The sequence below is a fragment of the Thalassovita gelatinovora genome (genome assembly GCF_001458355.1).
Taxonomy (GTDB): Bacteria; Pseudomonadota; Alphaproteobacteria; order Rhodobacterales; family Rhodobacteraceae; genus Thalassobius; species Thalassobius gelatinovorus.
Genome location: NZ_CYSA01000025.1, coordinates 110,481 through 128,779, shown reverse-complemented (window position 1 = coordinate 128,779; position 18,299 = coordinate 110,481). Strand labels below are relative to the sequence as shown.

The 18,299-nt window shown below is 55.7% G+C and carries 16 protein-coding genes and 1 tRNA gene; 8 read left to right on the top strand and 9 right to left on the bottom strand.

What is annotated here, in order from left to right:
- Positions 1-61: 61 nt before the first annotated feature.
- From TG4357_RS12880 to TG4357_RS12845, 8 genes are all read right to left on the bottom strand, one after another.
- Positions 62-460: a HesB/IscA family protein gene (locus TG4357_RS12880; protein ID WP_058263307.1), complete on the bottom strand. Its 399-nt coding sequence runs from the start codon at positions 458-460 to the stop codon at positions 62-64.
- A 30-nt stretch (positions 461-490) separates the two neighbouring features.
- Positions 491-1,234, bottom strand: coding sequence for a DUF3307 domain-containing protein (locus TG4357_RS12875; RefSeq protein WP_058263306.1), 744 nt, complete (start codon positions 1,232-1,234; stop codon positions 491-493).
- On the bottom strand, positions 1,227-1,877 hold the full coding sequence (locus TG4357_RS12870; protein ID WP_074646907.1) for a hypothetical protein: 651 nt from the start codon (positions 1,875-1,877) through the stop codon (positions 1,227-1,229). Before TG4357_RS12870 ends, TG4357_RS12875 begins: the two co-directional genes overlap by 8 nt.
- Before the next feature lie 124 nt (positions 1,878-2,001).
- The gene (locus TG4357_RS12865) at positions 2,002-2,364 is read right to left on the bottom strand and encodes an SUF system Fe-S cluster assembly protein (RefSeq protein ID WP_058263304.1); all 363 of its coding nucleotides are present in this window, start codon (positions 2,362-2,364) and stop codon (positions 2,002-2,004) included.
- Positions 2,365-2,443: 79 nt separating this feature from the next.
- Positions 2,444-3,211, bottom strand: a complete 768-nt coding sequence (locus tag TG4357_RS12860; protein ID WP_058263303.1) for an enoyl-CoA hydratase-related protein — start codon at positions 3,209-3,211, stop codon at positions 2,444-2,446.
- 65 nt (positions 3,212-3,276) lie between these two features.
- Positions 3,277-4,695, bottom strand: a complete 1,419-nt coding sequence (rimK, locus tag TG4357_RS12855) for a 30S ribosomal protein S6--L-glutamate ligase (protein ID WP_058263302.1) — start codon at positions 4,693-4,695, stop codon at positions 3,277-3,279.
- Between the two features lie 141 nt (positions 4,696-4,836).
- Positions 4,837-5,109: an NfeD family protein gene (locus tag TG4357_RS12850; protein ID WP_058263301.1), complete on the bottom strand. Its 273-nt coding sequence runs from the start codon at positions 5,107-5,109 to the stop codon at positions 4,837-4,839.
- On the bottom strand, positions 5,109-5,996 hold the full coding sequence (locus TG4357_RS12845; RefSeq protein WP_058263300.1) for an SPFH domain-containing protein: 888 nt from the start codon (positions 5,994-5,996) through the stop codon (positions 5,109-5,111). Before TG4357_RS12845 ends, TG4357_RS12850 begins: the two co-directional genes overlap by 1 nt.
- Positions 5,997-6,098: 102 nt before the next feature.
- Between TG4357_RS12845 and tgt the strand changes: the two genes are divergently transcribed.
- From tgt to TG4357_RS12805, 8 genes are all read left to right on the top strand, one after another.
- On the top strand, positions 6,099-7,229 hold the full coding sequence (gene tgt, locus TG4357_RS12840) for a tRNA guanosine(34) transglycosylase Tgt (protein WP_058263299.1): 1,131 nt from the start codon (positions 6,099-6,101) through the stop codon (positions 7,227-7,229).
- A 214-nt stretch (positions 7,230-7,443) separates the two neighbouring features.
- Positions 7,444-8,691 carry a PAS domain-containing protein gene (locus TG4357_RS12835; protein ID WP_082644143.1) on the top strand — a complete coding sequence of 416 codons (1,248 nt, stop codon included), beginning with the start codon at positions 7,444-7,446 and terminating at the stop codon, positions 8,689-8,691.
- A 341-nt stretch (positions 8,692-9,032) separates the two neighbouring features.
- Positions 9,033-10,310: a PAS domain-containing protein gene (locus tag TG4357_RS12830; protein ID WP_058263297.1), complete on the top strand. Its 1,278-nt coding sequence runs from the start codon at positions 9,033-9,035 to the stop codon at positions 10,308-10,310.
- Positions 10,311-10,531: 221 nt separating this feature from the next.
- Positions 10,532-12,934, top strand: a complete 2,403-nt coding sequence (gene lon / locus TG4357_RS12825; RefSeq protein WP_058263296.1) for an endopeptidase La — start codon at positions 10,532-10,534, stop codon at positions 12,932-12,934.
- A 179-nt stretch (positions 12,935-13,113) separates the two neighbouring features.
- On the top strand, positions 13,114-13,545 hold the full coding sequence (locus TG4357_RS12820; RefSeq protein WP_082644142.1) for an HU family DNA-binding protein: 432 nt from the start codon (positions 13,114-13,116) through the stop codon (positions 13,543-13,545).
- 19 nt (positions 13,546-13,564) lie between these two features.
- Positions 13,565-13,639 (top strand) — tRNA-Val (locus TG4357_RS12815).
- A gap of 175 nt (positions 13,640-13,814) precedes the next feature.
- A complete protein-coding gene (locus tag TG4357_RS12810; RefSeq protein ID WP_058263295.1) occupies positions 13,815-14,507 on the top strand; it encodes an SOS response-associated peptidase in 693 nt (230 codons plus the stop codon).
- Between the two features lie 138 nt (positions 14,508-14,645).
- Complete coding sequence (locus TG4357_RS12805) at positions 14,646-16,394, top strand: sugar phosphorylase (protein ID WP_058263294.1); 1,749 nt, start codon at positions 14,646-14,648, stop codon at positions 16,392-16,394.
- Positions 16,395-16,405: 11 nt separating this feature from the next.
- Here TG4357_RS12805 and TG4357_RS12800 read toward each other — a convergent pair whose 3' ends face one another.
- Positions 16,406-18,298: a calcium-binding protein gene (locus TG4357_RS12800; RefSeq protein WP_158509076.1), complete on the bottom strand. Its 1,893-nt coding sequence runs from the start codon at positions 18,296-18,298 to the stop codon at positions 16,406-16,408.
- Between the last annotated feature and the right edge of the window lies 1 nt (position 18,299).

Genomic DNA, 18,299 nt, shown 5'->3' with positions numbered 1-18,299 from the left:
ATCATTGCCAGAAGCGCCCTCAGGTCAAGGGGGCGGCTGCCATCGGTATTATGGAGGGGGATCAGATGAGCTTGGGCGCGCCGTTTGCGGTCTGTTCGGCGCTCAATTCCTCGACATCCTTGAACTTGATCGATTCGCCGCAGCCGCAGGCTTCGGTCACGTTTGGATTGTTGAACTTGAACCCCGATTCCAGCAGCGAAACTTCGTAATCGATCTCGGTCCCGAACAGGAACATCTGTGCCATTGGTGCGATCATCACCCGGGCACCGTCCTGTTCGACCATTTCGTCATGCGGATCGATGTCGTCGGCATAGTCCATGGTGTATTCCATGCCGGCGCAGCCGCCTTTCTTCACACCGATCCTGAGCCCCTTATGGCCCTTCTGGGTCATGAGCTTGGAAATCTGCGTTGCTGCGCGCGCGGTCATAGTGACCGCCTGTTTGCCGGGAATACCGAACATGGGGTGTCCTGTCTGCTGTTCGTATCTAATCTAGGGCCACTGGGCGGTAATCTCAAGCGGTGGCAGGGTAGCCAGCAAGGATTGCGTGCCCAGCGCGATCAGCAAAGCCCAGCCGAAGCTGAACAAAGTGCCGATGATGACATATTCCGTTGCCTTGCGATCACCCGATATGGTGCCGAAGCGAAGGATAGATTTTGCAGCCACCAGAAACCCGATTCCGGCGATCTGTCCGGCCAAGACCAACAGAAAGATCAACGCCCGTTCCAAATGGCCGATTGTCGCACCGCCGCCAGGCAGGCCGTTGTCTTCGGGTTTGTCCGACAAGGCGTGACCCTGCATCAGCAACTGAATGGCAAAACCTCCGGCGCGGATCGCCAGGATTGCGCCCGCGCCGACGGTGAACAGATGGGGCAGGGCGGCCCCCATAGGGTCAGGCAGGCGCGCCGTCCACAGCCCGGTGTCCCAAAGCGACGGGGACCAAAGGGCGACTCCAGCCAACACGACCAAATGCGTTGCCTGATCGATCAGGAAACCCGTCAGCCCGGTGAACCCGCCATAGGTCTTCACGCTATCGATCATCAGATGCAGCAGGGCGAGGGTTAGCAGCGGAAGAGCGGCGAATTGGCCGGTGGTGATCTGTGCGGTCAGCAATACCAGCGAGCCGTGTAGCAGCAGGACGCCGGGGTGTCGTTTGCGGGTGACCATCCAATTGGGTTGCAGTACGAAATCGGCCACCGTATGGGCGAAAAGAAGGGCGATGAGGGTCTCAACCATTGGCGGTCTCCTCGATGCTTTGAAGCGCGATTTTCAGCGCCGGGTAAGCGGCGGCATCCAGCGCCTTGGTTACCGCCTGGCGGGATTTTCCCAAGGTGCGCGCGACCTCGGTATAGGAGGGATCATCGCCGGGGGCGAGAAACGGCTGAATCGCAGCGGCCTGGGCGGGGGTCCAGTGCTGTGAGATATGATCGGCCAGCACGGTGACCGCGTTGAGCGCGCCCCCTTTGCCGGATCTGCTATAAACCATGCGTTCCGAAAGGCTTAGCAGTTTTAACATGTCGAGCCCGTCCCCCGATGCCACGAAGACGTCGGCCGTTTCTGCGTTGAGGTCTGGACCGACCGAACCGGTTACTGGTCCTTCGGCGAGTGACATATAACTGTCGAATTCACTGCCTTCGCTGCGCAGGGCTGCGCGGAAAGCAAGCGCGGAACGCAGCGCAAGCGCCGGGCGGGCCAGCACAGCCTGCCATCCATCCCCCCGATGTCGGGTGAAATGCAGCGGCGCACCGTGCCAGTCGGACTGCATCGCGGCGCAATCAGACAATGCATCAATGGCCCGCGCGACCTGCGCCGGTGTCATTGCCGTTGACCCGACAAGGTCGCCCGTCAAAACGACGATATGTGATACAGTAGATGTCATGCGCATCCATTATAGGTTGCGATTTGTGTTTTGCAATTAAAATAGGGTGCATTAAGCAAGTGGCACCCTTTTGGGGGTGCGAAAAAAGAAACGCACCTTAAATAGGGTGCGTTTCAATGCCGTATTACATGAAGCCCAGTTCCAACCGCGCTTCGTCGCTCATCATTTCCATGCCCCAGGGCGGATCCCAAGTCAGATCGACTTCGACATGCTGGACGCCGTCCAGCGGTTCGACCGCGTCGACCACCCAGCCGGGCATATCACCCGCGACCGGGCACCCCGGTGCGGTCAGGGTCATGATGATGCTGACCTTGTTTTCGGGGGTAATCTTGACCGTATAGATCAGGCCAAGATCGTAGATATTAACAGGGATTTCGGGATCATAGACCGTCCGGCACGCTTCGACCACCTGTTCATACAAGGGATGGTCGATGCTGGAGGGTGCGATCAGCGGTTCCCCTTCGAGCGGTTCAGCATTTTCGTTCATGTGGCCAGTCCGTTATTTCCTGACCGAAGATATAGGGTTTAGGTCGGGAAAGGTCCAGTGGGTTGGCAAAATCGACCGTTCAGCGGTTCTTTTCCTCTGCGATCCGCACCGGATCCATGAAATGACCAATCATCACCTCGGTTGCTTCGGCATAGGCCCGGTCCAGCGGCATTTCCAATTGGGCGTGCAGCATGCGTTTGCCATCGGCGATAGCGGTGGGATGGTATCCGGCAATCTGCTGGGCGAATTCCATCGTGGCGGCCGTCAGTTGGTCGGAGGGGAAAACCCGATTGATCAGACCGGCGGCCAATGCCCACTCTACGTCGAACGCGTCGCCGGACAGGGCCAATTCCATCATATGTTTGCGCGACAGGTTGCGCGACACCGCGACGGCGGGCGTAGTGCAGAAACCGCCATTCTTCACCCCCGGAAGGCAGAATGTGGCCCGTGTCGAGGCAAAGATCAGATCGCAGGCTGCAGCCAATTGCAGGCCGCCTGCGGTGGCAATTCCATCGACCATGGCGATGGTCGGTTTCGGCGACAGCGTGATGTCCTGCATCAAGGCGCTGCATTCGGTGAACAACTGTTGCAGATAGTTTCGACCAAGATCGGAATCGGCGCGGTGGCGTCCGATTTCCTTAAGATCATGGCCGGCACAGAAAATATGGCCGGGGCCTTCAAGGACGATAACGTTGATTTTACTATCTTCAGTGGCCAGTTGAATCTGTTCATGCAAGGCACAGATCATTGTCCGGGACAGCGGATGTGCCGGTGCCGCACCCAAGCTGAGAACCCGCACCTTGTGTTCATCCCGCGTCGCAATCAGGGTCGTGTCGATTTTATTCATGATTTTTCCTCCCGGGCTGACTATGGCAGCACAGGCAGAGAATTCAAATTCCCGAATGCAGGGGCTTAACTATCGGATTCGGATTTCGCGGTCCTGCGGCGACGGACCGGGGCGGGGCGGGCGCGGCGTTCGATTTCTTGATAAAGCAACTCTGCGATATTCTTGCCTGAAATCGTTTCGATCCCTTCAAAGCCCGGCGACGAATTGACCTCCAGCACCTTGGGGCCGTTTTCTGAACGCAGCAGATCCACACCCGCCATGTTCAGCCCAAGCGCCTTGGCGGCACGCTGGGCGGTTTCGCGTTCTTCTTTTGAAATCCTAACCTTGGAAGCAGAACCGCCCTGATGCAGGTTGGAGCGGAAATCGCCATCGGCTCCGCTACGCTTCATCGCGGCCACCACTTTCGACCCGATCACCAGGCAGCGGATATCTTCACCGGCGGCCTCCTTGACGAAATGCTGCACCAGGAAATTGGCCTTGAGTCCGCGAAAGGCGGAAATCACCGATTCTGCCGCTTTACGGGTTTCGGCCAGAACCACGCCCTTGCCTTGGGTGCTTTCCAACAGTTTCACGATCAAAGGCGCGTTGCCGACCAATTGAATCAGGTTGCCGGTATCCTTGGGCGATGACGCGAAGGCGGTCGCCGGCATGCCGATCTTGTGTCGCGCCAGAACCTGATGCGCATGCAGTTTGTCGCGGCTGGCGATGATGCCGCTGCTGCCATTGACGCAAAACGTGCCAATGGTTTCGAATTGCCGTACCACGGCAGCACCATATTGCGTAATCGATGCGCCGATACGCGGGATCACCGCATCATAGCGTGGCAGGCGTTTGCCATCGTAATGCACTTCGGGCATCAGCGCATTGATGGCAATATAACAGCGGGTTGTGTCGATCACTTCAACGGTATGGCCGCGGGCTTCGCCTTCTTCGACCAGACGTCGGGTGGAATAGTTGTTTTCCCGACTCAGCACCGCGATTCTGAGTGCGCGCTTGGGGGCGGCTTCGCGCATCGCTTTGCTGTGATAAACATCATAGCTGAGCTGTGGTTGCAAAAAACGGTCGGTGGCCATGATGGTGATGTGATCCAGCAAAGCCTGCCGGCCCAAAAGCATATGCGATGCCATGCCACGACGGTCAGTCAGGGTCAGTTCGACCGGCCAGCTTTGACCGTTCACCGCCATGGTGGTGGCGATGACAAAGCGCATTTCGGCCTCGCCATTGGACGACGTCACTTCGCGGCGATCGATAATCGGTGCCGAGCAGGGGATCACCAGATCTTCGCGTCCGGGAATCGGATGCACCATGAAGCGAACCTGAGGTGCATCTGACGATCCGAAACTTTCGATATCGGTGGCATGCAGCGCCGACGTACGCGCGCCTGTATCCACTTTGGCCTTGATCGCAGGAAGACCCAGATCAGGCAGGGAAAGCCATTCTTCCCAACCGAATTGCAATTGTTGTGGAGAAGGTGTTGTCGTCATGGCCGTGGTTCCTGAACCGGGAAAGGGAATCGCACAAGTCGTGGCGGGATCTCACGGCCAATGACAAAGTTTCCGCAGACAAATCAACCATTCATTCCCTGTTTGGCACGGGCCCGGGCGGGTATGGTTGTCAACGAGGGGTCAGTTATCGTTGATATCGGTGTCGAAAACTTTGCGTTTTTCATTTGGCAGTTTGAATAGCCGTCGCATGACCAACCAGGACACAAGCGACAAAATGGCAAAAAGGGCACACAAAACCGGAAAGCCAAATGTCGAGAATGCCACCACCAGCGCGGTCAGGGCCGCGCCAACCGCAAATCCAAGGAAGATGAAACCCGGGGCGAAGATTTCCGCCACCGCCAATACCAGCGCCAAGGCCAGCCAGACCCACCAGATTTCCAAAATGCCAGTCATTACTTGTTTCCTTTCAGCATCTTGAAGGCATCGCCAAAGGCTTCCAAAGCGCTGGCGGGGACCACGATGGTCTGACTGCCACTGCCTGCGCCCAAGGTATTCAAGGCCTCGACCTGTTTCAACGCGACCTGATATTGCGCCGCCTCGATGCCGTGTTCGGTGATCGCCTTGGCGACGACGGCGGTGGCATAGGCTTCGGCCTCGGCCTGAATCCGGCGGGCTTTGGCGATTTGTTCGGCCGAATAAAGCTGCGCATCGGCCTGCAATTCCACCGCGCGTTTCTGTCCTTCGGCTTCGGTTACCTGGGCTCGGCGGGCGCGTTCGGCATTTAGTTGTTGCAGCATCGCTTCGCGGGTCGCCTGATCCAGATTGACGTCGAGGATTTCGGCCCGGGTGACTTCGATCCCCCAATCGTCGACCGCGTCTTCGACCGATCCCTTAATTGTATCGATCAACTGGGACCGGTTGGCCTGCACATCGTCCAGATCCATTTTGCCGATTTCCGCACGCACAATCCCGGCAACGGTGGTGGCGATAGCGGCATCGACATCTCGGATACGATAAACGGTCTTTTCCGGCTCGATTATGCGATAGAAAACCGACGTATCGACTTGCACCAGAACGTTATCCTTGGTGATGGCGTCCTGGCTGGCGGTGGGTAACTGCCGTTCCAAAATCGAAATCTGGTGTTTCACCTTGTCCAGAAAAGGCACCACGAAATTGATCCCCGGCCCCAAGACCGAATGCAGGCGCCCAAACCGTTCAACCACATGTTTGTCTGATTGCGGAACAATGCGGACGCCGCGAAAAATGATCGAGATGACAAAGACTGCGACAAGCAGCCAGATCACTGTGCCGGGCTGAATTTCTGCAAGAAATTGGTCCATAATCTTATTCCCAGTTGCAATATACCGATTTCAGATAAACTTTGGGGTCTTGGACTTCCAGAGATTTCGGGATTAAAGGTCGTCAAAAGCAAAAGGTGCCGGATGACACGCCGTTTCGAATTCGAAAAACTGGGCCAGGATGGAAAAGCGCGACTGGGGGTGATCCGGTCGCCGCGCGGCGAGATACGTACCCCTGCCTTCATGCCGGTGGGAACTGCAGGTACGGTCAAGGCGATGATGCCGGAAAGCGTGGCTTCGACCGGCGCGGATATTTTGCTGGGCAATACCTATCATCTGATGTTGCGACCAACGGCGGAACGCATCGACCGGCTTGGTGGTTTGCACAAATTCATGAACTGGGACAAACCGATCCTGACCGACAGCGGTGGATTTCAGGTGATGAGCCTGTCAAATCTGCGCAAGATGAGCGAAGAAGGGGTCACCTTCAAATCCCATATCGACGGGTCGCGCCATACGCTGACCCCGGAACGCAGCATGGAAATTCAGCGGCTTCTGGGCAGCGATATCGTGATGTGTTTCGACGAATGTACGCCGTTTCCGGCCGATCCGAAGGTGTCGATGGAATCTATGCGCCTGTCGATGCGTTGGGCACAGCGGTCACGCGAAGCCTTTGGCGACCGACCAGGCCACGCGCTGTTCGGCATCCAGCAGGGCAGCATTTACCGCGATCAGCGCGAACGTAGCGCCGAATTGCTGAAAGCGATCGAATTCGAAGGCTATGCCGTGGGTGGTCTCGCCGTGGGGGAAGGTCAGGACACGATGTTCGAGGTTCTGGATTATGCCCCCGACATGCTGCCCGAAGACAAGCCGCGTTACCTGATGGGGGTGGGCAAGCCCGACGATATCGTCGGCGCGGTGGCACGTGGCATCGACATGATGGATTGCGTGTTGCCAACTCGGTCGGGGCGAACCGGTCAGGTCTTTACCCGCCACGGGGTCTTGAACATCAAGAATGCCCGCCATCAGGACGACCCGCGTCCTGTCGACGAATCCTGTTCCTGCCCGGCCTGCCGCAATTACAGCCGTGCCTATCTGCATCACGTGTTCCGGGCCCAGGAAATGATTAGTGGAATGCTTTTGACCTGGCATAACCTTCAGTACTATCAGGATCTCATGCAGGGGATGCGCGGCGCAATCGCGGGGGGGACATTCGATCAATTCCAAAGCGATTTCCACGCGCAGCGGGCGCAAGGCGATATTGAGCCGCTTTAAGGCTATAGTTCTATTTCCATCGAATTTATAAAACTATTGGCTGTGTCGTCGTTATTTTAGCAGCAGTCAAAAATACTTCATAAAAAATCTATTCATAAGACCGTTTGGTCGTCACAAGGTCTCGTTTGGCCTTGCGAAGCGATGTATCTTTCCGCCACGCCTTTGTGCGGTGAGATGTAATTTGACGCAAACCATATCACCCAGGAGAACCCCGATGAATATGCAGCCATTGGAGGAATTTAGCTCAACTTCGAAAATACCTTTATCTGTTGCCAGCGCAAATTCGGAAATGCCATTTGGTATCGATGAAATGTTCTTTTCTAAAACCGATAAACGCGGTGTGATCGACGCATTCAATTCTGTTTTTCTGCGTGTTTCCGGTTTCGGTGCAGAAGAACTGCACGGTGCGCCACATAAAATTCTGCGCCATCATGATATGCCCCAGGCTGTGTTTTGGCTGTTGTGGAACGGGTTGCAAAACGGCCATCCGGTTGGTGCCTATGTCAAGAACAAGACCAAAAATGGCAAGTTCTACTGGGTTTTCGCTCTCGCAGCTCCGGTTGAAAACGGTTATTTTTCAGTTCGGATCAAGCCGAGCAGTGATTTGTATTTACAGGTCGTCGAACTGTACAAAGAAATCCGAACTGCGGAGTTGTCGGAAAACCTGACCGCAGAAGAAAGCGCACGGCGACTACTGCTTCGGCTGGCGGAAATGGGTTTTCCAAATTATAGCTGGTTTCAATCAACGGCCTTTTGCACCGAATTCGAAGCCCGGCAGAACGCGATGAAGTTGCCGACGATGCCAGACGTGGTGAACACCCAAAAGGTTTCGCAGCTGACTTCTGATTTGCAACATGAACTAAACGCGCTTGCAGTGGAATTCGACAGCGCGGAAATTCTGACCGCGAACATGAAAATATTTGCCGCCAAGCTGGATCAAGGACGTGCAACAATAAATGAAATCGCGAAAAACTACGATCTGATGCTACGCGACATTCAATACCACCTTAAAACACTTCTTACACCACCCCGCGCAAGCGGAATTTGGGCGTCACCGGAAGAGAAGAAGGCGAATTTCATGCTATGCGGCTACCATCTGCTGGACGAAGTGGTGCAGGGCTATATACGTGAAAACGCACAGCACGGTGCAGAAGAATTGCACCAAATCGATATGCTGCGTTCGGGATACAAGGCGCAGTCGGATAGCGCCGTTGACGACTGCGTGAAATCCGCGCTGACCGTCCGGCGGCGGATCGATTTTCTGCTGCGAATGGTGCTGGGGTTGTCGACGATCCGCATCGCCTGCCGCGTCGAAGCCGGTTCCCTTTCCAAAAGCGCCCAAGGGCTGGACACGATCATTGGGCGACTCGACAGTTTTCACGATACGATTGAAGCGCGCATGGTCAAGATTCAAGACCTTGTCACCAACATCTTGCAATGTATCGGAAAGTCGGAGCATTAGGTGCTGTCATCGCGGCCAAATCGCGGCGCTGACGAATGAAAGCCGGGGCTGACTGCGATCATATTGGTTTCGCACAGTGCGAAAAAAAACTACGGTTGCCCGGACAAAACCGGGGCTTTCGCCAGCAAGGGGCTGTACCGTTCGAATACGGATCGGGTTGCCATGCGCTAGATTACCTTTCTCTAAAATTCGAATTTCTGGGGTCGTTGTCCTTGATGTGATTGACACCATCAATCGCGGCTTACGCCAATGGGCCTGAAGCGCTGCGGATCATTTGCGATCCGCTGCATGGCTGTGGGTGACGCATGTAATGAGTAACAAGAGTCTGACTGGAGCAGCCGATGAACACAATGACGGTGAATGACTTCGAAGCCGCCAAAAATCCCGTGCAGGATTATGCGCGATCGCGCACAGTGTCCGAAGTCAACGTGGAAGAACCCTTCAATGTCGAAGAGATATTTTTTTCACGGACCGACACGCGTGGTGTGATTGAAGCTTATAATTCAGTCTTTGTTCGGGTGTCTGGTTGCTCGGCCTCGGAGTTGAAGGGGGCGCCGCATAAAATCATTCGTCACAGTCACATGCCCAAAGGTGTGTTCTGGGTTCTGTGGAACGGGTTGCAACACGGCCAATCGGTGGGGGCCTACGTCAAGAATAAAAGCAAGGATGGTCACTATTACTGGGTGTTCGCATTGGTCACACCGCTTGAAGACGGCGGTTATCTGTCGTTGCGGATCAAGCCGACCAGTCCACAGTTGAAATTGGTAGAAGAGCTTTACAAAGATATCTGCAAGCTTGAACAAGAACAGAACCTGTCACCAGAAGAAAGCGCCAAGGTAATAGCGCAACGCTTGGCCGATCTGGGCTTCCCGACTTATGGCGCGTTTCAGGCCCATGCCTTGCATCAGGAATTCGAAGCCCGCCGCATTGCCATTGGTCTGCCGCCGTTTCCGGATTTGACCCAAAGTGAAACCCTTGCCGTGACGTCGGAAAAGCTGCGTCAGGAGTTGAACAATCTGACGGCTGAATTCCAGAACGCGGAAATCCTGACCGCCAACATGAAGATATTCGCTGCCAAGCTGGTCGTGGGCCGGGCGACCATCAACGAGATCGCCAAAAATTACGATCTGATGCTGAAAGACATTCAGAACCATCTGAAAACCTTGGCCGTACCTCCAGTAGACAGGGGATTATGGGACGCTCCCAAGGAATTGAGTGCCTATTTCATGATTTGCGCGTCGCATCTGGTGACGGAAATGTGCGAATTTTTTGATTCTGAAAAGCACCATTCCGAAGGTGTCGACTGGGAGGCGGAAAAGCATCTTCTGGACCAACTGCGGCGTAGCTATGATTTGAAGTCGGAAAAGGCCATCGAATTTGGTTTGCAATCAGCGATGGCAATCCAGCGGCGGACAGATTTCCTGCAGCGCATGGTCCTTGGGCTGTCTACTGTTCGGATCGCCTGCCGAGTCGAAGCCGGTATGCTGCGCGATCACGCCAAAGGGTTGGAAACGATCGTGTCACGGCTGGATCAGTTCCATGATGAAATCGAAGCTCATCTGGAAAAAATCAAACTCTACGTCGCAACCATCCTGCATTCGGTGGAACATCCCGATTAGTGTCAGCACAGGGCAGCTCTTTCCCGACACAGGGCTTTTTACGGCGATCTTCGGAAATCGCGCCTTGCTCATTGCATGCAGGCGCGGCATTCTGCCCACCCGGGTATGCCGGACGTGGTTGAAATTGGTGGTCCAGACCCCAGATAAAGCCTCAGGAAACGGAAAAGGCCGGGGTTGCCACATTGGGACCGGTGCCTTTTTGCCAAGAACAAGGAAAACGCATGCAAGAGCCACTCAACGCATCCTATCCAGTCCTGCCGCTGCGCGATATTGTGGTTTTCCCCCACATGATCGTGCCGTTGTTTGTCGGACGCGAAAAATCGGTCCGTGCGCTGGAAGAGGTGATGCAGGACGACAAGCAGATTTTGCTGTCGAGCCAGATCGACCCGGCCGAAGATGATCCTTCGAATGACGGGATTTACAACGCCGGCGTGTTGGCCAATGTGCTGCAGTTGCTGAAACTGCCCGACGGTACCGTGAAGGTGCTGGTTGAAGGTCAGGCCCGGGTGAAAATCACCGATTATCTGGAAAACGACGATTTCTTCGAAGCGCGCGCAGAATATCTGAGTGAAATTCCCGGCGACGCCGCCACGATCGAAGCGTTGCTGCGCACTGTGGGGGCCGAATTCGAACGCTATGCCAAGGTGAAAAAGAACATCCCCGAAGAGGCGCTGGTGACGGTGTCGGAAACATCTGAGCCAGCCAAGCTGGCCGACTTGGTGTCGGGACATTTGGGCATCGAAGTGGAACAGAAGCAGGATTTGCTGGAAACCCTTTCCGTTAGCGAACGGCTGGAAAAGGTTTATGGCCTGATGCAGGGCGAAATGAGCGTTTTGCAGGTCGAAAAGAAGATCAAGACCCGGGTCAAATCCCAGATGGAGCGCACCCAGCGCGAATACTATCTGAATGAGCAGATGAAGGCCATTCAGAAGGAATTGGGTGACGGCGAAGAGGGTGGCAATGAAATTGCCGAGCTTGAAGAAAAGATAGCCAAGACCAAGCTCAGCAAAGAAGCCAAGGAAAAGGCCGAAGGCGAGTTGAAGAAACTCAAATCGATGAGCCCGATGAGCGCCGAGGCGACCGTCGTGCGCAATTATCTCGATTGGATGCTGTCGATCCCGTGGGGTGTCAAATCCCGCGTAAAAAAGGATTTGAACCGTGCGCAGGGCGTGCTGGACGTCGATCACTATGGCTTGGAAAAGGTCAAGGAACGGATCGTCGAATATCTGGCCGTGCAGCAACGGTCGGCCAAGCTGAAGGGCCCGATCATGTGCCTTGTCGGCCCGCCGGGTGTGGGTAAAACGTCCTTGGGTAAATCCGTGGCTCGCGCCACGGGGCGCGAATTCATTCGCATTTCACTGGGCGGCGTGCGCGACGAAAGCGAAATTCGCGGCCACCGCCGGACCTATATCGGGTCGATGCCCGGCAAGATCATTCAGGCGCTGAAAAAGGCGAAAACCACCAATCCGCTGATCTTGCTCGATGAAATCGACAAGATGGGGCAGGACTTCCGCGGTGATCCGGCGTCGGCGATGTTGGAAGTGTTGGATCCTGAACAGAATTCGACCTTTGTCGATCACTATCTGGAGGTCGAATATGACCTGTCGAACGTGATGTTCCTGACCACGGCGAATTCCTACAACATGCCGGGTCCGCTGATGGACCGGATGGAAATCATTCCGCTGGCTGGTTATACTGAGGACGAAAAGGTCGAAATCGCCAAGCAGCACCTGTTGCCCAAGCAGATTAAGAACCACGGTCTGAAAGCGGATGAATTTGACGTCAGCGATGATGCACTGACCGAAATAGTGCGCCGTTACACCCGCGAAGCCGGGGTGCGAAACTTGGAACGTGAAATCGGCAAATTGGCGCGCAAGGCGATCACCAAGATCGTCAAGGGCGAAGCCGAAGACGTTCATGTGACCGCCGACAATATCGACCAATTCCTCGGCGTGAAGAAATTCCGCTATGGGTTGGCTGAACAGGAAGATCAGGTCGGTGTTGTGACCGGGTTGGCCTATACCAGCGTCGGCGGTGATCTGTTGTCGATCGAAGCGTTGCGCCTGCCCGGCAAGGGACGGATGAAAACCACCGGGACCTTGGGAGACGTGATGAAGGAATCAATCGACGCCGCGTCGAGCTATGTCCGGTCCATCGCGCCGCAAATCGGGGTCAAACCGACCAAGTTTGACAAGTGGGATATCCACGTTCACGTTCCCGATGGGGCTACGCCGAAAGACGGTCCAAGCGCCGGTTTGGCCATGGTGACGGCCATCGTTTCGGTCCTGACGGGCATTCCGGTGCGCAAAGATATCGCCATGACCGGCGAAGTCACCCTGCGCGGCAATGCCACCGCCATCGGCGGATTGAAGGAAAAGCTTCTGGCAGCTCTTCGGGGCGGGGTGAAAACCGTTCTGATCCCGGAAGAGAACGAAAAAGATCTGGCCGATATTCCTGATAATGTGAAGGAAGGGCTGGAAATTATTCCGGTCAGCCATGTCAGCGACGTTCTTAAGCTGGCCTTGGTCGGCACGCCCGAACCGATCGAATGGGATGAAGAGGCGGAAGAAGCCGCTGCTGCTGCCCTGAAAACGAACACTGGGGAAGGGGCTGTCGCCCACTGAACCGGTAACATTCGATCTGAAAATTCAATGGCGCTTTCCCACGGGAAAGCGCCTTTTTTTGCGCCGAAATTTGACGGGTTCATTACGTTTTTGGCGACAGGGTAGATTTTTCAGGGTTTTCAAACTATACTCAACTACAATATCGAGCATAATAAAAATAAAAGAGGCATATATTTAGCATGGCACGGACACCGACCAAAACCGTAGCTGCCAAACCGAGCAGCCGTACAGCAACACCGAAAACCGCCACCAAACCACCGGTGCGCCGGGCGCCCGTCGCCGCAGCGCAGACCGCACCTGATCCCGTCGTCGTCAACGAAACCGTGCCGGTCTCCGACGAATTGGAGCTGCGCAAAGCCGAACTGATCGAAATGGTGGTGGAGCGCAGCGAAGTCAAAAAACGCTTTGCCAAGCCGGTGATCGAAGCGGCGCTTGAAATCCTTGGTGAAGCCTTGGCCGATGGCCGGGAAATGAACCTTCACTCGCTGGGCAAGATCAAGATAAATCGGATGAAACATCTGTCCAACGCGCGGGTGATCAACTGCAAAGTCCGTCAGGTTTTGCGCACGAAAAATGAAGAAAATGATCCTCTTGCAGAAGCTGCGGAGTGAGTTTAAAAGGCGCGCTACCGGGTGATTAGCTCAGTGGTAGAGCGCTTCGTTCACATCGAAGATGTCAGGGGTTCAAATCCCTTATCACCCACCATTTTTAGTAAGTTTGGTTGACTGCCGCTTACTGGAAAAGGCGCTCCCCGTTTGGGTTGAGCGCCTTTTTCTTTTTGTGCTGTGGTTCCGGGAATTGTGCTCTTGTCAGGTTATGCGTTGATCGCGATTGTTGCGAATTCTGGCATCGGCCTTGCTCAAACTGCTACCCTCATTCTATGTGCGGAAGATTCGTAGCGGCAGAAGGAATGACTTGGGCGCAGCTTTTTGCGATCCAACGTGGTTTCCTTGATGCGGGCGGGCAGGTGCGGACCGAAGACGCGCCCGATCCCACACAGGGGTATAACGTCAAACCAACCCAACAAGTTGCGATTGCCTTTGCCGATGGTGCCGATCTGGTGGCGTCTTCGGCGCATTGGTGGTTTGTGCCCTATTGGCATAGGGGCGATGCCCGCGACTGGAAGGCCACCACCTTTAATGCCAAGATCGAAACGGCAGCGGAAAAACCGACCTTCCGCGACGCTTGGCGGCACGGGCGGTGCCTGATCCCGGCGCAGGGATACTACGAATGGACCGGGCCAAAGGGGCAGAAGCAGCCTTGGTTTATCGCACCGCTGAGCAATGAACCGGCGTTTTTCTTTGCCGGCCTGATGTCGAAACTGTCCAACGAGTTGCGCAGCTGCACCTTGTTGACCCGCCCGGCCGATGCCGAAATCGCCCATATCCATGACCGAATGCCGGTGATGTTGCGCGATGATCAGGTGATACCGTGGTTGAAAGCCGAAGCCTCCGACGAAGACGTGCGCGATAGCTTTGGAACCGGGTGGAATTTCCGCGCCCATACGGTGCGCCGTTTCGGCATTGCCGATGACGGTCCCGATCTGATTGAACCGGATGGGCTTTGCCTGTGAAACCGGGATTGTGGTGAACTGCATAAAGCTTCATCAAAGGTCCAATAAAGCGCCGTTGGCATCGCTCATTTTTAGCCCCGGGGTTGCCGCCCTGGCTTGGCTGGCGGACAAAAGAAAGAACGCAAGGCAGTACCAAGAATGACCCGAGACAATAATCAATCCTTTAGCCTGAAGTTGGCCGCTCTGATCGGTGAAATTTATCCCGAGATTGATGCCAGTATCATGGCGTCGCAGGTCATCGACACGTTTTTCCCCGAAGGTACTCACCGGCGTAAACGCGGTAGGGCCCCCGGAAACGGGCAATGGAGCGAACGTGACAGCTTGTTGATCACCTACGGTAACAGTTTTGTCGACGGACAGCACAAGCCGCTGGATTTGCTGTATGATTTTCTTCACCGGCATCTTAAAGGCGTGATTGCCGGGGTGCATATCCTGCCGTTTTTTCCTTATACGTCAGATGATGGTTTTTCGGTAACCGACTATTACGCGGTCAATCCGGTTCTGGGGGATTGGGCCGATATCAGCCGGATCGCCACGGACTTCAAACTGATGTCGGATCTGGTGCTGAACCATGTCAGCAGCCAGTCGAAATGGTTCAATGCCTATCTGCAAGGGCATGAACCTTATGATCGGTTCTTTTTCGAGGCTGACCCGACCGATGACCTGGGATCGGTTGTACGGCCGCGCACCCATCCTTTGTTGCGCGACGTCGAAACCGCGAACGGGCCGCGCCATGTCTGGTGCACGTTCAGCCACGATCAGGTCGATTTGAACTTTGCCAATCCCGAGGTATTGCTGGAATTCCTGCGGGTGATGCGGGTGCATATCGAAAAAGGGGTGCGGATCATTCGGTTGGATGCGGTGGCCTTCCTGTGGAAAGAGGTCGGGACCAGCTGTATCCACTTGCCGCAGACCCATGCTATCGTGCGGTTGATGCGGCTTTTGGCCGATTATGCGCTCGAGCCGGTGATCCTGCTGACCGAAACCAACGTGCCCAATGCGGAAAACCTCAGCTACTTCGGAAACCGGAACGAGGCGCATTCCGTCTATAACTTTTCGCTGCCGCCGCTGGTGTTGCATGCGATGATGGCGGGAACAGCGCGGGTTCTGAACCGCTGGCAGGGGACCATGCCACCGGCGCAGATGGGGTGTGCCTATCTGAATTTCACCGCCAGCCATGACGGTATCGGGATGCGTCCGGCCGAAGGGTTGCTGGAAGCCGAGGAACAGGCCCGTGTGATCGAAAAGGTGCGCGATTTTGGCGGACAGGTTTCGATGCGGGCGCTGCCGGGCGGCGGCGAAGCCCCCTATGAGCTGAACATCACCTGGTATGATGCGATGAAGGGGACATTTTCGGGCACGGATCAATGGCAATTCGACCGTTTCATGGCCAGCCAGACCCTTATCATGGCACTGGAAGGCATTCCGGCAATTTATGTGCAGGCGCTGTTGGGCGCACCGAACGACACTGAAGGGGTCGAAAAAAGCGGTCAGAACCGCGCGATCAACCGGCATCGTTGGGATTATGCGGATCTGAACGCGCGTCTGGATGATCCAGAAAGCACGCAATCGCGGGTCTTGCACGAATTGCTGCGGCGGATGTCGGTGCGGCGGCGGCAGAAGGCGTTTCACCCGAATGCCACGCAATTCACCCTGCAGATCGACGAGCGTTTGTTCGGGCTGTGGCGGCAGAGCCTAGAACGGGACCAGTCCATCTTTGCCCTGCACAATGTCAGCGCCGATTCATTGGTCATCTCGCCCCAGGCGATCAATCTGATCGATGGTGCTGACTGGGTCGATCTTCTGAGCGGAGAAAAGATCGATCACGCGAGCACCGAAATCAGTTTTGCTCCCTATCAATGCCGATGGATTACCAACCGGGTCTGAACCGGGTCCGGTCAGGTGGCGCTGACCGCTGATCCTGTATTATGTGCCACGATATAGATGCCGTTGTCATAGGATACGGTATCGGTCACCACGATATCGTCGGCTGACAAATCCAAAACGCCGTCCAGTTGCAGCACCACGAAGCCATCGACCGAAACGGTGCTGGCAGACGCGCCATTTGCAACCGTGACCGCCGCGGTCCCGGCATCTTCGACATGCAGGGCGATCACGTCTTCAGCCCGGTCGTAGTCGGTAATGATGGCGAAATCCCCGTCTGCTGTGGCATCGTCGGTCAGGTCGAGCCTGAAATCGTCTTCGCCGTCGCCGCCGGTGACGGAATCCGCGCGGTCGAACAGGAGGGTATCATCGCCTTCGCCACCATCCAGGGTATCGGACCCGGCATCTCCGATTGTCCGCTCGATGGTCAGAGTGGTGGTTTCGCCAACGGTTTCGCTGCTGACGTCGCCGCGCACCATGCCGGACACCAGCAGGTCATCCCCGGCATCCCCGGTCAGGCTGTCACCCGCACCGAACATGCTGCCGACCAGCGTATCATCGCCATCCCCACCGTCGAATGTGACGGCATCCGGAGCCGGATCATCTTCATCCTGAATACTATACAGCAGATCGTCACCCGCACCGCCGGAATAGCTGTCATCGCCGAACTGATGCACCAAAATGTCGGCACCCGCTTCGGCCATGACGATATCGTCATCAAAGGCCCCGACCGCGACCGTACCGGCCTGATGATCAAGGATTTCATCATCGGTGGCGCTGCCGGTGATGGTGTCGTTGCCCTGATCGCCGCGAATTTGGGTTACACCGATATCCGTTCCGGTGCCTTCGGTTGTTACGGTCAGCACGTCGTCGCCTTCGCCGCCGGAAATCGATGAACTGGCCGCGCCTGAAATCTCATCATCGCCAAAGCCACCGTATAGCCGTGCCTCTTCCATCGCCGATGTGATGGTGTCGTCGCCGTTGCCGCCATAAAGTCGTTCGATTGCGTCGTCGGATTGGGTCGTCGCGGTTGAAATGATTTCGTCATCACCGGATTCGCCATGCACGACATTGCCTTCGCCGTCGCTGCTGTAACTGTCGTTGCCTTCGCCCAGCAGGGCATTGGTGCCAAGCGCTGCGCCTGCAACCACGTCATCGCCATCACCGGCGCGGATGATCGCTTCGTCATTGCCAAAGATCGGGGACAGATCGTCGTCGCCACTGCTGCCATCAACAAAATCGGTTGCATAGACCGTTTCGCCATCTGCGGTTTCATGCTCGTCCAGTTCAACCGTAATATCGTCCAATGTCAGTCCGGCGGCCCCGGTCACGCGGATGGTGGCGGTTTCGATCCCCGTTGCATCAGTTGTCGGCGCATAAGAGTAGGTTATCAGGCTGTCTTCGCCATCATCTGCCACGTTGAGGCTGGATAGGGTCAGTTCATCGCCAACGCTGCGCAGGCTCATCACCAGCTGGTCTTCGCCCTTGGTGTAATCGGTGATCACCCCTTCGGACAGAGTGCTAGTATCTTCCAGCCACCAGTGATTTATGTTGCTTTCGATGTCGAAAACGTCATTACCTGGACCGCCGGTATAGGTACCACTGGCGATCACGTGCATTTCATCATCACCTTCGCCGCCATCCATTGTTTCGGCACCAAGTGTTCCGCTGATGAAATCATCACCCGCGCCACCATTGACAGAAATTATGGTTTGGCCTTCAAAAGCATCGTTGCCGGGGGTCAGATAATCGTCGCCGGAACTGCCTGCCAAAACGCCATCGTTGAGGGTGATTTCGTCGGGGGCTTCGTCATCACTGCCATCACTGCTATTGCCGTTGTCGGAACCGAGCCAATCGATTAGTTCCATCGCGCCCCAGCTGTTGACCGCAGTCAACAGTAAGATCATG

Bases quoted from the DNA above. Each gene is read 5' to 3' on its own strand.
- TG4357_RS12845 (WP_058263300.1), bottom strand. From the start codon at position 5,996: ATGGACCAATTTCTTGCAGAAATTCAGCCCGGCACAGTGATCTGGCTG.
- TG4357_RS12810 (WP_058263295.1), top strand. From the start codon at position 13,815: ATGTGCGGAAGATTCGTAGCGGCAGAAGGAATGACTTGGGCGCAGCTT.
- TG4357_RS12875 (WP_058263306.1), bottom strand. From the start codon at position 1,234: ATGGTTGAGACCCTCATCGCCCTTCTTTTCGCCCATACGGTGGCCGAT.
- tgt (WP_058263299.1), top strand. From the start codon at position 6,099: ATGACACGCCGTTTCGAATTCGAAAAACTGGGCCAGGATGGAAAAGCG.
- TG4357_RS12850 (WP_058263301.1), bottom strand. From the start codon at position 5,109: ATGACTGGCATTTTGGAAATCTGGTGGGTCTGGCTGGCCTTGGCGCTG.
- TG4357_RS12865 (WP_058263304.1), bottom strand. From the start codon at position 2,364: ATGAACGAAAATGCTGAACCGCTCGAAGGGGAACCGCTGATCGCACCC.
- TG4357_RS12830 (WP_058263297.1), top strand. From the start codon at position 9,033: ATGAACACAATGACGGTGAATGACTTCGAAGCCGCCAAAAATCCCGTG.
- TG4357_RS12860 (WP_058263303.1), bottom strand. From the start codon at position 3,211: ATGAATAAAATCGACACGACCCTGATTGCGACGCGGGATGAACACAAG.
- TG4357_RS12870 (WP_074646907.1), bottom strand. From the start codon at position 1,877: ATGACATCTACTGTATCACATATCGTCGTTTTGACGGGCGACCTTGTC.
- TG4357_RS12880 (WP_058263307.1), bottom strand. From the start codon at position 460: ATGTTCGGTATTCCCGGCAAACAGGCGGTCACTATGACCGCGCGCGCA.
- TG4357_RS12800 (WP_158509076.1), bottom strand. From the start codon at position 18,298: ATGATCTTACTGTTGACTGCGGTCAACAGCTGGGGCGCGATGGAACTA.
- TG4357_RS12820 (WP_082644142.1), top strand. From the start codon at position 13,114: ATGGCACGGACACCGACCAAAACCGTAGCTGCCAAACCGAGCAGCCGT.
- lon (WP_058263296.1), top strand. From the start codon at position 10,532: ATGCAAGAGCCACTCAACGCATCCTATCCAGTCCTGCCGCTGCGCGAT.
- TG4357_RS12805 (WP_058263294.1), top strand. From the start codon at position 14,646: ATGACCCGAGACAATAATCAATCCTTTAGCCTGAAGTTGGCCGCTCTG.
- TG4357_RS12835 (WP_082644143.1), top strand. From the start codon at position 7,444: ATGAATATGCAGCCATTGGAGGAATTTAGCTCAACTTCGAAAATACCT.
- rimK (WP_058263302.1), bottom strand. From the start codon at position 4,695: ATGACGACAACACCTTCTCCACAACAATTGCAATTCGGTTGGGAAGAA.